The sequence below is a fragment of the Pedobacter aquae genome (assembly GCF_008195825.1).
Classification (GTDB): domain Bacteria; phylum Bacteroidota; class Bacteroidia; order Sphingobacteriales; family Sphingobacteriaceae; genus Pseudopedobacter; species Pseudopedobacter aquae.
Genome location: NZ_CP043329.1, coordinates 1,810,694 through 1,825,051, shown reverse-complemented (window position 1 = coordinate 1,825,051; position 14,358 = coordinate 1,810,694). Strand labels below are relative to the sequence as shown.

Here is a 14,358-nt window from a genome sequence, read left to right as displayed (position 1 = left end):
CGCTCAATGTGACAGATACTATTTTTGAGACAGCCTCTTTTTTTATTTGAATATATAGCGCATGGTAGCATGCTTCTTGCCAAATTTGGCACCTGTTGCTTCATGAAGTGATAGCATTTTATCATTAAAATCTCCTACCCAAGAAAGTTCTAGCTCTTCGTATTGGTTCATCGGGATGACATATTCTTTTAATTTGATGAAAAGTGCAGATTCTAACCCATGTTTCTGGAATTTTTCTTTAGTTCCCATTACAATAGCTCGCATTCTGTTTACACCTTTCATTTTATAATAAAGGAACCTTAGTTTTTCTATTAATCCTAATTTACCCTTAAGAGGCTTAATCATGAGGTTAGCGTCTGGTAAAATAACCACAAAAGATGCAGGTTCATCATTAACATAAGCAAACCAAATAAGCTTTGGATCCATGATTAGCTTCATTTTATTAAAGCTTTCTAATACTGTTTGGTGTTTAATAGGAGAGAAGTTTGGAAAGCTTTTCCATGCATCGTTATATATCTCCATAAAATCTGCAGCAAATTTTTCAAATTGCTTTGTATCAAGAAATTTGAAACTATAACCATCTTTTTTAGAAACCCAATTGGCAATCTTGGTAAAACGCTCTGGAAAAGGTGTTTTTAGCTCTAAATGATTGGTAATTTGCTCATACATGGTTTTAAAGCCATAATCTTCGAAGTGTTTTTTATAGTAGGGCATATGGTAATTCATTCCGTAAGAAGGATGCGTATAACCATCTATCAATAAACCCCAAAAGTTATCGTTTTCACCAAAATTAATAGGGCCATCCATAGCTTCCATGCCGTGGCTTTTTAGCCAGCTTTGGGCGGTATCAAATAATAATTTAAAAGCTTCTTGATCATCAATACACTCTACAAAACCTATGCCGCCTGTTGCTTGTTCAAAAGTGTAAGCTTTTTTATCATTTATAAAGGCTGCAATTCTACCAATGCATCTATCGCCATCAAACAAAAGCCAGCGGGTTACCTTGCCGTGGTTATGGAAATTGTTCTTCTTAGGGTCAAATACAGCTTCAATATCTTGGTCTAATGGGCAAACCCAATGTTCGTCGTCTTTATAAATAGCCTTTGCAATGTCTAAAAACTGTTTTTTGTCTTTTGTAGAGCTTACCTCTTTTATCAGCATTATGAAATATTAAGCAGAAATAAAAAAGCATTCCATATTGAAATGCTTATAAATATATTTTATCAGTGATGTTTAGAAATCATCATCGTCATCAAAATCGTTAAAATCATCTATAGCTCCCAAATCATCTATAGGGAGATCAAACTCATCTTCTTCTTCATCCATGAATTTGTTGTTTGCTTTAGAGTCTTCAGGTTGTTCTATCCCCGAGTTCTCACTGTTCTTCGATACTGGTTTTTTAGGAGTTTTCATGAATTTAAATTTTACTCTTAGCTCTATTAAAGTTAATAAGATTTTATAAATATTTAAACAACAATTTTTTTGTTTTTGTTGTGAAATTATGTCTCAAAAATAGAAGGAAATTCTAATTTCAAAAAATCAAAAGCATAAATTATTCATTTTTTTCACCTATTTCTGATGACTCTGTACTCTCTAAATCTTTTAACTGAGGAAGGTCTAATACTGAGTTTATACCGAAATAGTCTAAGAAATAAGCACTTAAGTTATATAAGATTGGCCTGCCAGGGCTATTAGCCTTGCCAGCAATGGTGATAAAATCTTTTTCTAATAATTTTTGAATGGTATAATCGCAGCTTACGCCCCTAATTTGTTCTATTTCTAGTTTGGTTATAGGTTGTCTGTAAGCAATAATAGCTAAGGTTTCTAAAGATGCCTGACTCAATTTTTTCTTAGAACGTTGTATATAAAGCTGTTGTAATATGGGTTGAGTTTCTTTTTTAGTGAGAAACTGATAGCCTCCACCCGTTTTAGCCAGCGCTATAGCAGATTCTTCTTGAGCATATCTACTTTGGATGTTGTTTATATGCGTAAGCACTTCTGCATCGCTGATATCTTCTTGTAGCGTTATTTGCAAACAAGCTACAATCTCTTCTAAGCGTATGCTGGTATCAGAAGCAAAAATAAGCGCCTCAATATATTTTTCTGTCATGCTCATGTGCTACAAAGAAAAATAAAATTAATAGTTAATTTCTTGTTGAAGGATGTCTTTTTCCTCGGTTCTCCACTCGTACAACTGATTTCTTAGCTGTGGCTCAAAACCAGCCTCTTTAATAGCTTCTTTTATACCGTTTGATGTAAACCTATGCGGAGCGCCAGCAGCACTTACAACGTTTTCTTCTATCATGATAGAGCCAAAATCATTAGCACCTGCATGTAAACATAATTGGGCAACTTGTTTACCAACGGTTAACCATGATGCTTGAATGTTTTTGACGTTAGGAAGCATGATTCTGCATAAAGCTATCATTCTGATGTATTCATCGCCTGTAACATCATTGGTGATGCCTCTTATTTTTTTAAGTAGCGTACCATCATCCTGGAAAGGCCAAGGAATAAAAGCGGTAAAACCATAATTTCCCTCGAGTTTTTCTGCCTGCACTTCTCTTATCCAAACCAAATGCTCAAAACGTTCTTCTATGGTTTCTATATGGCCAAACATCATGGTTGCAGAAGTTGCAATATTAAGTTTATGAGCTGCTCGCATCACATCAAGCCATTCTTGTCCGCCGCATTTACCTTTAGAAATTAAGCGTCTTACTCTATCATTTAAAATTTCTGCTCCAGCACCCGGTAAAGAGTCTAAACCAGCTTCTTTTAAAGCTTTAAGTACATCATAATGGCTCATACCCTCTAGCTTAGAAACATGGGCAATTTCTGGGGGCCTAAAGCATGTAGTCTTAAAGTAGGATATAGCTCTTTAAGCTGTTTAAATAAATCGGCATAAAATTGTAGACCTAAATCTGGGTGATGCCCACCTTGAAGGAGTAATTGATCTCCGCCTAAGCGAAAAGTTTCTTCAATTTTTTGTTTATAAGTTGCTATATCTGTGATATAACTTTCATCATGCCCCGGTCTTCTAAAGAAATTGCAAAACTTACAATTGGCAATACAAACATTGGTGGTGTTTACATTACGGTCTATTTGCCAGGTAACTTTGCCATGTGGAACTTGTTTTTTTCTTAATTCGTTAGCAACGTACATGAGCTCTGGAGTGCTGGCTTCATGATATAAGTAAACTCCTTCCTCTAGCGATAAAAACTCAAAGTTTAACGCTCTGCTTAATAATTCAGCAACATTCATATACAAAAATACTTTATTCAGTTTGATTTGTTTTAGAAATCATTAAGTTTAAACTTTGTTGACTATGTCTTGACAACAAATCCACCAGATATATACAATTTTACTGTTTGTTTATAAATTCTTTTATGATTCATTTTGAGCGATTTACTTTAGAAAACGGTTTAAAAGTTTTGGTACATGAAGACCATACTACGCCCATGGCTGTTTTAAATATTTTATATGATGTAGGGGCTAGAGATGAACATCCGGACAAAACGGGTTTTGCCCATTTATTTGAACATTTAATGTTTGGGGGCTCTATAAATATACCTTCTTATGATGAGCCTTTACAGCGTGTTGGAGGCGAAAATAATGCTTTTACCAGTAACGATATCACCAACTATTATATCACTTTACCTGCGGTAAATTTAGAGACTGCTTTTTGGCTAGAATCTGATAGGATGCTGAGTTTAGCTTTCTCTGAAAAAAGCTTAGAGGTACAAAAAAATGTTGTTTGCGAAGAATTTAAGCAGCGTTACCTTAATCAGCCTTACGGCGATGTTTGGTTAAAACTACGTCCTTTAGTTTACAAAAAGCACTCTTACCAATGGGCAACCATAGGTAAAGAGTTATCGCATATAGAAAATGCCGAAATGGCTGATGTAAAAGCTTTTTTCAAAAAGCACTATAACCCACAAAATGCTATTATGGTAGTAGGCGGAGCGGTTGATAAAGCAAAAGTTAAAGAGCTGGCAGAGAAATGGTTTGGGCCCATCCCGGCAGGGGAAAAATACCATAGAAACTTACCTGAAGAACCTAAGCAAGTGGCAGAAGTTAAAGAAACTGTATATGCTGATGTTCCTTTAAATGCAATTTATAAAGCTTTTAAAATGCCAGGGAAAATGGAGCAGGAATATCCGGCTATAGATTTAATTTCGGATATTTTGTCTCAAGGGAAATCATCAAGGTTATACCGTAACCTAGTTAAAGAGCAACAGTTATTTAGTGATATTAATGCTTATAATTTTGGCAGTTTAGATAAAGGTATGTTCATTGTTGAAGGCAGGTTAAACCCAGGTATAAGTGTAGAAACCGCAGAAGCAGCTATTTGGGCCGAGCTAGAACAGCTTAAAAAAGAATGGGTTGCTGATGATGAATTAACTAAAGTGAAGAATAAGTTTGAGTCTACCTTAACTTTTTCTGAAATGAGTTTGCTAGACAGAGCCATGAATATTGCTTTTTATGAGTTAATGGGAGATGCTTCACTTTTTAATACTGAAGTTGACAAATATTTAAGTGTTACAGCGGCTCATATTCAAGAGCAAGCACAGCAATTGTTTACCAAAGAACAAGCCACTACATTATATTATTTAGCTAAATAAAGCACCATGTTAGATAGAAACACAGCGCCTCAGTTTAAAAATATTGAGGATATACATTTTATACAAGCCAGCAAGCATCAATTAGCTAATGAGATTCCGGTTTTCATCATCAATGCTGGTGATCAAGAATTGGTAAGGATAGAGTTTATCTTCAAAAATGTTAATTGGGATATTCAAAAGCCACTATTATCATTAGCGGCCAATACCATGTTAAACGATGGTACTAGTAATTTAAGCGGAGCAGAGATTGCTAATAAAATAGATTATTATGGCGCATTTTTTCAAACCGAATATGGTTTAGACCGATCTGCGGTTGTGCTTTACTCTTTAAATAAGCATTTGCCAAATACCTTACCTATTATCAAAGAAGTTTTAACAGATTCTGTTTATCCTGAAAAGGAAGTTGATACATTTATCAATAATCAAAAACAAAAGTTAAAAGTAAGCTTAGAAAAGAACGATTTTTTAGCAAGAAGACAGTTTAGCAAGGCTATTTTTGGTGATACCATTTATGGTTTTTCATCAAGTTTGGAAGATTATGATGCTTTAAATCAAGCAGATTTAAGACAGCATTTTGAGCAAACTTATCATCCAGAAAATTGCACCATAGTGGTTTCTGGGAAGGTAAATGAAGATATTTTAACGCTTTTAAATAGCCTTTTTGGTGCATGGAAAAGCGATGTTGCTTTTAAACCTAACACGGTTGAATTTAAAGCTGCGGATGAGAAATATCATTACATAGAAAAAGCACAGGCTTTACAATCAGCTATAAGAATCGGGATGCCTTCTATCAATAGGAAACATCAGGATTTTCCTGCTTTACAAGTGCTAAATACAATTTTAGGCGGATATTTTGGTAGCAGATTGATGGCTAATATCAGAGAAGATAAAGGTTATACTTATGGTATAGGTTCTGCAAATGTATCTTTAGAACAAGCCGGATACTTTTTTATTGCTTCTGAGGTAGGTACCGATGTTTGTGCTGACACTTTGGTACAAATAGAAAAGGAAGTTTATATCCTTAAAACCCAATTAATTGGTGATGAAGAACTAGCCTTGGTTAAAAATTATCTTTTAGGAAGTCTATTAGGCAGCTTAGAGAATGCTTTTTCACATGCCGATAAGTTTAAGAATATTTATTTCTTTAATCAGGATTATGAATATTATACAAATTATATCAATACCATTAAAACCATTAATGCGCCACAATTATTAGAATTAGCTAATAAATATTGGGATTTTGACCAATTTTATAAGGTAATTGTAGGGAAGGTTTAGGAAGAGATTTAATTTTATATGAGCTGTATCTAAAGTGACTTATTTAAGAAAATATATAATTCTGAAGGCTTGATGTTTTTTGCTATGATTTTTCCAGTAGAATCAATTAATAAATTGGTTGGGAAAGCTTGAATAGAAAACATCGAGCTTTCTTTTCCATCAATATCCCAATATTGCGGCCATAAGAGTTTATGTTTATGAATGGCAGCTATCCATTTAGATTTTTCTTTTTGACGGTCTGTAGATATGCCTATTATTTCGAAGCCTTGTTGGTGGTACTTGGTGTAAATTTCATTTAGCTCTTTAAATTGAGCGATGCATGGTCCACAGTTGCTATACCAAAAATCTACTAAAGTGTATTTGTACTCTTGGTAAAAGTTGGAAGAAAGGGCATCGTTTTGTTGGTTTAATGCTATAAATTTTGGTATCTTTTTCCCTATGGATAATTCATTCCCTTTTAAGAGATTTTGATAGAGATTTTTCCCAGAAAAAGAATTTTGGATGGTTTTATCAAAGCTGTTAAAGATAGTGAAGAATGTGCTTTCGAAGCCAAATTGATGAAGTTCGGCTAATCTCCAAAAAGCATAATAAGAATCAGGATTTTTGATTACATAAGTTAGTAAGGTGCTATCTGTTAAGCGGTATAGTCTTTTTAATTCTTGATTTAGATGCGTGTTAATTTCTGTAGGAATTTTATTGTTTGTTTGCGTTTTAATACTATCCCATTTACTATTTAAAGCGTTATACTGCTGTGTTAATTCTTGAAAATGATTTAGGTAATTTTGATAATCATGACTCATGATTTTGTTAGAAATCTGTGGGACTTTTTTGTTTAAAAGTGTATCAAGTACTATTTTTTGATAACCTTTATCAATAACAAATAGTCCAGATAAATAAGCTCTATCACCATAAGATATACGATAGGCGAGAGGATGGGGTATATTACCTTTTATTTCAAATTTACCATTAATTACATCAGCTTTGATATTTCTTAATTCTTCTGGATAAAGACTAGAGTCTGCTGCCAATTCTAAAATTATGGTTCCTTTTTCAATATTTGAAGTTCCTTCAATTGTGAAATTATAGGTTTTAGGTTGTGATAAGGAGTTAAGTCCAAAAAATAAAACGTAAAATAAGGTTATGAGAATGATTTTAGACATGGATTTCTTACAATAAATTATCAATCATTTCTTTTACTTCTTCACTTTCAGGGAAAGCGGTAAATTTATTGACAAGTATTCCTTTTTTATCATATAATAGATAGGATGGAATACCCTCAAACTTAAACATATTCATGATGTATTCCCATTGACTATTCGTAAGGTAATAATGTTCATTTCCTATTCCTTTAATTTTTTCTTCCCATAATTTTTTTGGTGAAGAGGCATTTGTTAAATAAACAAACACAATATCTTTATCTCTAAACTGATTTTTGGTATTTCTAAATCTTTGCATAGCATCCAGACAAGGCCCACACCAAGTAGCCCAGAGGTCAATAAAAACGGCTTTATTTTTGTACTTAGAAAGAATTGTTGCTATTAACTTTTCATTGGTAACCGATGAGACATCATTTAAAACAACAGGAGCTTTGAATTTATCTAATTCAACAACTTGCTGGTTTTTTCTAAAGAGTATCTTTGCAATTTCTCCATTTCCCCAATAGTTTGAGATGTTTTCTTTCTGCTTTTTGCTAAGAGGTCTTAATTCTTCATTTAGCTGTCTGGCATAGGCATTAGCAGCTAAAATATCATAATATTGACCATCGTTAAATCCAACTAAATCAGATAAGGTAGCTTTTACTTTACTTAACCAAGAGGGGATGTCAAGTTCTTCTATTAGAGGGAGATTTAAGATTTCATTTCTTAAAATTTCTTTTTGAAATTCTAAGAAAGTTGGAGTATTTAGATATTGTGGGTCATTAAGATTGAAGTCTTTTAGAAAACGATAATATGTTCTATCAATCTTAATAAAGTCAGTCTTATCGCTTTTACCTCCATTAGTGTTTCGATAATTCAACATCATCTCATCTTCGTAATTAAATACATGAGATTTATACAAGAATAAGTGGAAATCTTTAGCTAAAATTTCTTTGTATTCTTCCGAAATATCTGTGTTACTCTTTAAAATCTCTAATCTTCCTAATAAGATAGTTTTGGCGTAATTAAGAAAATAATCAGGCGTTTCATTATATAGAGATTGAGGTTTTCTACCAGATTTATGACTTATTATTTTACCTAATACTTCCATTCCATTAACTATATCATTTTGATTCATGTCAAGATTAGTATTTATGCTATCAATCTGATTTTTGGAATTATAGGTAATATCAACATGAGTAATACCACCATTTGTTAGTTTAAGAAAAAAATACTTACTTGGATTTATATTGGTATACAGAGAAATGAGTGTATTATTTGTTTCTACTTCAGCATCAATAGCGAATTTTCCAGACTGGTCAACTATTGCTTTATATTTGACAGTCTCACCTGAAATAGGATTTGGAACTGCAATATGTACGAAAATGCTATCTCTTGCAGAAGGACTAAGATTTTTTATTACTCCTGTTATTTTTGATTTACCTGCTACTATGATAGGGTGGTATTGCGTCACAGCAACTGATTGTTGAACTGATAAAAAGATTATAAGGATGAATATCCAAGAGGTATAAGATGACTTTTCAATAGATAAAATTATACATTTGAATTTCGTAGTATTTTCTTTGTTTCTCATTTTGGGGTAGGTTTTGTTGAATTCAATATATTAAATAAGTTCTTCTTATCAGCATTTCTTTTTAAAATTTTAATTAGGTATAATTTTTAGTTCATCAAAAAGAAATTCTTCCAATCCCAAAAAAATAATCTACCTTTGTGCGGCAAATAAAGCACCCTAATTTATTTGCTATGCAATTAGATCCACATAAATTTTTAGCCGAAGGTTTAACCTATGATGATGTACTTTTAGTACCGGCTTATTCAGAAGTTTTACCACGTGAAGTTGATACCTCAACTTATCTTACCAAGAAAATAAAGCTTAACGTTCCTATTGTTTCTGCGGCTATGGATACCGTTACAGACGCTAACCTTGCTATTGCTATAGCACAGGCTGGGGGAATTGGTATTCTACACAAAAACATGAGTATTGAAGCTCAGGCTGATGAAGTACGTAAAGTAAAAAGATCAGAAAGTGGGATGATACAAGACCCTGTTACTTTACAAGAAGATGCTAAAGTTGCTGATGCTTTTAAAATTATGAAAGAATACCAAATTGGCGGTATTCCGGTAGTTTCTGTTGATAATGTTTTGGTAGGTATCATCACCAATCGCGATTTACGCTTCCAAAAAGACATGGATCGTAACATCACAGAAGTGATGACTAAAGACAACTTAGTTACAGCGCCAGAAGGTACAACTTTGGGTCAGGCCGAAATCATCTTACAAGATTATAAAATTGAGAAGCTGCCGGTTATTAGTAAAGATGGTAAACTAAGCGGATTAATCACTTTCAAAGACATCCAAAAATTCAAAAATTTCCCTAAAGCTTGTAAAGACGAGCATGGTCGTTTACGTGTTGGTGCAGCAGTTGGTGTTACGCCTGATGCTTTAGATCGTGTTAAAGCCCTTGTGAAATCTGGTGTTGATGTTATTGCTATTGATACAGCCCATGGTCACTCTAAAGGCGTTATAGATAAATTAAAAGAAGTTAAAGCGGTTTTCCCTGATTTACAAATTATAGCTGGTAATGTGGCTACCGCAGAAGGTGCTAAAGCTTTAGCTGATGCTGGTGCCGATGCTGTAAAAGTTGGTATTGGACCGGGTTCTATTTGTACCACCAGAATTATTGCTGGTGTGGGTGTACCTCAATTATATGCTGTTTACGAAGCAGCAAAAGGTTTAGCAGGAACCGGAGTACCTGTTATTGCTGATGGCGGTATTAAACATACTGGAGACATAGCCAAAGCCATTGCAGCAGGAGCGGGTTCTATTATGGCCGGGTCTTTATTTGCAGGGGTAGAGGAATCACCAGGCGAAACCATCATTTACGAAGGACGTAAGTTTAAATCTTACCGTGGTATGGGCTCTGTTGAGGCTATGGAGCAAGGTTCTAAAGACAGGTATTTCCAAGATGTAGAAGATGACATCAAAAAATTAGTTCCAGAAGGTATAGTGGGGCGTGTGCCTTATAAAGGAACTTTAATGGAAGTGATGCATCAATACGTAGGTGGTTTAAGAGCAAGTATGGGTTATTGCGGTGCTAAAGATATAGAGACTTTACAAAAAGCACAATTTGTGAAAATAACAGCTTCAGGTATCAGAGAATCTCACCCTCATGATATTACCATTACGAAAGAAGCGCCTAATTATAGTAGGTAATTTTTTAGTCCATGGACTATTGACTATGGTCCATGGACTTTTTATAAACTTCCTAACATTTCTTTTTCTCTTCTTACCAAATCGGCAACACTGGTATTATCCATGATGCCTACGGTAGCTTCTCTTACTTTTTGCATCATTTCGCGTATACTGCAAGTAACCTCATCTTTACATTCCTCACAACGCTGATAAAAATTTAAGCTTACGCAAGGTAATAGGGCAATTGGACCATCTAAAATCCTAATAATAGAAGACACCATAATTTCTGATGCTGGCTTCATTAAAAAGTAACCACCACCAGCTCCCATTCTGCTACCTAAAATTTGTCCACGTTTTAAATCCAATAAAATAGCTTCTAAAAATCTTTTGGGTAAACCTTCATTTTTTGCAATTTCTGCAATTAACATGGGTTTATTATCCTCACTTCTAGCGAGTGCAATTAGTGCTTTTACTGCGTATTTAGTTTTTTTGGTTAACAAAACTTATTCTTTATTATGGGTAAGAATTAAAAGTAATAGAACTTTAAATCTACTAAAATAACCCATTAATTAATAAGATTTGTTTCAATAGATTTTGTGTATAATTCTTATTTGATTGTTTTTTAAGGTTTTATACTGAAATCTTAAATCTTGTTTAACTTATAAAGTATATAAAGACTATATAATCTATAAAATTTGTAGATTATTATTTTAATTCTATATTTGCATCAGAAAAAGATTTTAAAACAAAACACGGGAGGATTAAAAATGATGTGTTGATACTGAAAAAATAAAAGGGGAACATGATAGCATATTCCCCCTGGCTAAAACTTTAATCATGCAGGTCCTCAATTGGCGTTGTCGCCTGCATAAATGTTCAATTAAACCTTAGTAAAAGTATGCAAAATTATGAAAAAGCTATAAAGTCTTTTTGCGCTATAGCTTTGTCCAAGAAATTCCTATTATTTCTTTTTATAATATTTACATCGAGCTATTTACAAGCTCAAGTACAAACCAAACCGCTCATTAATGCAACCTTAAGTGGTAAAGTAATAGATGCACAAACTAAAGAACCGCTACCGGGTGCGCTAGTTCAATTAGAAGGTGTTACCCATAATGCACAAACAGATGCAGCAGGTAGGTTCAATTTTGTTACGGGTCAGAAGCTTCCAGTAACTTTAATCATAAGCTATTTAGGTTATCAAAAACTTAGGATTGTTGCAACCACAACCCCTATAACCATAGAATTACAAGAAGATAGAAGACAATTAAGTGATGTTGTGGTTGTTGGATATGCTACGCAAAATAGAAAAGACTTAATAGGTTCTGTTTCTAAAATTAATCCTGCTGATGTTAAAACCATACCAGAAGTAAGTTTTGATGCCCAGTTGCAAGGTAAAGCTGCGGGCGTACAAATCAGCAGTAACACGGGGGTTCCTGGTTCTGATATTTTCATCAGGGTGAGAGGAGCAACTTCTATTAATGCCAGTAACGACCCTCTTTATGTAATAGATGGTGTATTTGTTAATAATGTAAGTCTTCAAAACATATCACAAGATAGAGGAACATCGCCTTTGGCAGATCTAAATCCGGCTGATATAGAAAGTATAGAGATTTTAAAGGATGCCACAGCAACAGCTATTTATGGTTCTAGAGGGGCTAATGGGGTAGTTATTGTTACTACAAAACGAGGTAATTACAGGCAAAAACCAAGTATCTCTTTTAACGCTTCCGAAGGTTTGGGTTGGGCTCCGGCTGATAGGGTTTGGAAAACAACTACAGGCGAGCAACATGCAATTTTAGTGAATGAGTACAGCAGAAATGCAGGTTTACCAGAACCATTCAGGCCTGTTAATCAAATTATCAATAATGTACCGGGAAGAGGTTTACCTCAGGAGCAACCCACTTTTGATAGGATGGCTTATTTAAATCGTACAGCTAATTTACGTAACTATGATTTATCTATTAACGGTGGTTCAGAAAAAACACGATATTATTTAGGTGCTGGGTTTACAGATCAAGAATCTATTTGGAAACCTATGGGTTTTGATAGAGCAAGTTTTAAAGTAAATCTAGATCAAAAAGTAAATGATAAAATTACCATTGGTACAAGTAATAGCTTGTCTAAAAGCTATCGAGACCAAGCAAGACCTGCAAACGGTGGTAACGGAACGCTATTACAAGCATCTCTAAATATCCCAACCTACTTACCAATTTTTGCTGCAGATGGTTCGCCATTAAGGTGGGTAAATTTTGATAACATTGCTGTATTAACCAATACAGTTAATCTTTGGTCTAACAGCTACCATTATGTTGGTAATGTTTATCTGGATTATGATATCACACCCAAAATTAAGTTTCGTTCTACTTTTGGTGCTGATTATAATAATTATGAAGAGAACGAATATTGGGATACTCGAACAATTTTAGGAGCCAGTGGAGGCAGAGGTACACAAAGTATTACTCAATCTACCACTGTTATTAATGAGCAAACCCTATCTTATCGTAATCAATCAAAAGAACACAGTTTTGGTGTATTGATTGGTAATACTTTGCAAAGCGCTGAGATTAAAAACGTATCGGCTACGGGAACAAATTTCCCTAATAACTCTTATACACAAATATCATCAGCAGCTATACAAACTGCATCTCAGTTTACGACTAATAGTACTTTAGCATCGTTTTTCTCGAGGGCAGATTATAATTTTAAAAGAAAGTATTATTTCGAATTTACCATCAGGGCAGATGGTTCATCAAGGTTTGGAGAAAATAATAGATGGGGATATTTCCCTTCTGTTGGTGGGGCTTGGCGTATTCATGAAGAGAATTTCTTAAAAGATTTAAGTACAATTTCTAATCTAAAACTAAGGGTAAGTTACGGTACAACTGGTAACCAAGGTGGGATAAATGATTTTGCATCTAATGGTTTATGGACAGGCGGTTTTGGCTATGCCGATGCTTTAGGAGGCGCAGAATTACCCGGAACTGCTCCTTTACAAATTGCTAACCCTAATTTAAAGTGGGAAACAACAAGTCAGTTTAGTACAGGTTTAGATATAGGGTTGTTAAATGACAGAATTAACATAGAGTTTAACTACTATAATAAATATACCAGAGATGCCTTGTTACTGGTTGCCACTCCTGCTACATCTGGCTTTTCATCTTACATTACCAATTTTGGAGAAATTAGCAATAAAGGTTTCGAGTTAGGTATAAATGCTACCAATGTCAAGATTAAAAACTTTACTTGGAAAACCGATTTAAATCTGGCTCAAAATAAAAATACGATAGAAAGAATACCGGCTGATATCCCTTTTGCAGGAAGAGATTTAATAAGACTACAACAAGGAAAAGAGTTATACTCATATTGGTTGTATAAACAGCTTTATGTAGACCCTAATACTGGTGATGCTGTATTTGATGATTTTAATAAGGATGGTAGAATTACTGCTGATGACAGACAAATATTAGGAAGTACTTGGCCTAAATTATTTGGAGGGATTACGAATAATTTCAATTATAAAACCTTTGATTTAGGCGTGTTCTTTACTTTCTCTTATGGAAATAATCTATGGAACCATAATAGAATGTTGGGAGAAACAGGTGGTACGTTAGATGCTAACCGTGTTTTGTTAGCAAGTCAGCTAAACCGTTGGACAAGCCCTGGCCAAGTTACTGATGTACCTAAATTAACAGCAGCTAATTACGCCAGACAAGAAAACAGTAGGTTTTTTGAGGATGCATCTTTTCTAAGGTTGCGTTCCTTAACCTTAGGATATACGCTACCCAAAACACTTACAGCAAGAGCTAAAATAGATAAGCTAAGATTCTATGTAACGGGTAATAATCTGCTTCTGTTTACGAAGTATACTGGGGCTGATCCTGAATCTAATCTAGGAACAGGAAATATCCAAGGTTACGATTATGGTACACCTCCACAACCACGTACAGTTCAGTTTGGTTTAAATCTCACCCTTTAAATATGAGTATCATGAAACATTTAAAATATATATTATTCTCTTTTCTATTTTATTTTCCTCTTGCGAGAAGTTTTTAGAGACAGAGCCCTTAAATGCCGTATCAGATTTAGATCCTATTTATGATAAAGGA

At 34.1% G+C, this 14,358-nt stretch carries 10 protein-coding genes and 1 pseudogene; 4 read left to right on the top strand and 7 right to left on the bottom strand.

The genetic code is table 11. The annotated features are described in order from the left end of the window. Positions 1-42 precede the first annotated feature (42 nt). The 4 genes and pseudogenes from FYC62_RS07940 to mqnC all read right to left on the bottom strand — a co-directional run bounded on the left by FYC62_RS07940 (position 43) and on the right by mqnC (position 3,261). A complete protein-coding gene (locus FYC62_RS07940; RefSeq protein WP_149074563.1) occupies positions 43-1,161 on the bottom strand; it encodes a GNAT family N-acetyltransferase in 1,119 nt (372 codons plus the stop codon). Positions 1,162-1,233: 72 nt separating this feature from the next. Beyond that, complete coding sequence (locus FYC62_RS07935) at positions 1,234-1,413, bottom strand: hypothetical protein (RefSeq protein WP_039447348.1); 180 nt, start codon at positions 1,411-1,413, stop codon at positions 1,234-1,236. 139 nt (positions 1,414-1,552) lie between these two features. Beyond that, complete coding sequence (gene scpB, locus FYC62_RS07930; protein WP_149074562.1) at positions 1,553-2,110, bottom strand: SMC-Scp complex subunit ScpB; 558 nt, start codon at positions 2,108-2,110, stop codon at positions 1,553-1,555. Between the two features lie 27 nt (positions 2,111-2,137). Continuing rightward, a pseudogene (gene mqnC / locus FYC62_RS07925) lies at positions 2,138-3,261 on the bottom strand (cyclic dehypoxanthinyl futalosine synthase). Between the two features lie 125 nt (positions 3,262-3,386). Between mqnC and FYC62_RS07920 the strand changes: the two are divergent. Continuing rightward, on the top strand, positions 3,387-4,622 hold the full coding sequence (locus FYC62_RS07920; RefSeq protein WP_039447340.1) for a M16 family metallopeptidase: 1,236 nt from the start codon (positions 3,387-3,389) through the stop codon (positions 4,620-4,622). A gap of 6 nt (positions 4,623-4,628) precedes the next feature. Then, complete coding sequence (locus FYC62_RS07915; RefSeq protein ID WP_149074561.1) at positions 4,629-5,900, top strand: M16 family metallopeptidase; 1,272 nt, start codon at positions 4,629-4,631, stop codon at positions 5,898-5,900. 29 nt (positions 5,901-5,929) lie between these two features. Here FYC62_RS07915 and FYC62_RS07910 read toward each other — a convergent pair whose 3' ends face one another. Together FYC62_RS07910 and FYC62_RS07905 are read right to left on the bottom strand one after the other, a co-directional pair. Beyond that, positions 5,930-7,060 carry a TlpA disulfide reductase family protein gene (locus FYC62_RS07910; RefSeq protein WP_149074560.1) on the bottom strand — a complete coding sequence of 377 codons (1,131 nt, stop codon included), beginning with the start codon at positions 7,058-7,060 and terminating at the stop codon, positions 5,930-5,932. A gap of 7 nt (positions 7,061-7,067) precedes the next feature. After that, positions 7,068-8,630 carry a TlpA family protein disulfide reductase gene (locus tag FYC62_RS07905; protein WP_149074559.1) on the bottom strand — a complete coding sequence of 521 codons (1,563 nt, stop codon included), beginning with the start codon at positions 8,628-8,630 and terminating at the stop codon, positions 7,068-7,070. 170 nt (positions 8,631-8,800) lie between these two features. Here FYC62_RS07905 and guaB point away from each other — a divergent pair, with 170 nt between their 5' ends. Next, positions 8,801-10,270: an IMP dehydrogenase gene (gene guaB / locus FYC62_RS07900; protein WP_149074558.1), complete on the top strand. Its 1,470-nt coding sequence runs from the start codon at positions 8,801-8,803 to the stop codon at positions 10,268-10,270. Positions 10,271-10,311: 41 nt separating this feature from the next. Here guaB and FYC62_RS07895 read toward each other — a convergent pair whose 3' ends face one another. Beyond that, the gene (locus tag FYC62_RS07895; RefSeq protein ID WP_039447335.1) at positions 10,312-10,749 is read right to left on the bottom strand and encodes an RrF2 family transcriptional regulator; all 438 of its coding nucleotides are present in this window, start codon (positions 10,747-10,749) and stop codon (positions 10,312-10,314) included. A 398-nt stretch (positions 10,750-11,147) separates the two neighbouring features. On the opposite strand from FYC62_RS07895, the gene FYC62_RS07890 reads away from it, so the two are divergent. After that, the gene (locus tag FYC62_RS07890; RefSeq protein ID WP_149074557.1) at positions 11,148-14,228 is read left to right on the top strand and encodes a SusC/RagA family TonB-linked outer membrane protein; all 3,081 of its coding nucleotides are present in this window, start codon (positions 11,148-11,150) and stop codon (positions 14,226-14,228) included. Positions 14,229-14,358 lie beyond the last annotated feature (130 nt).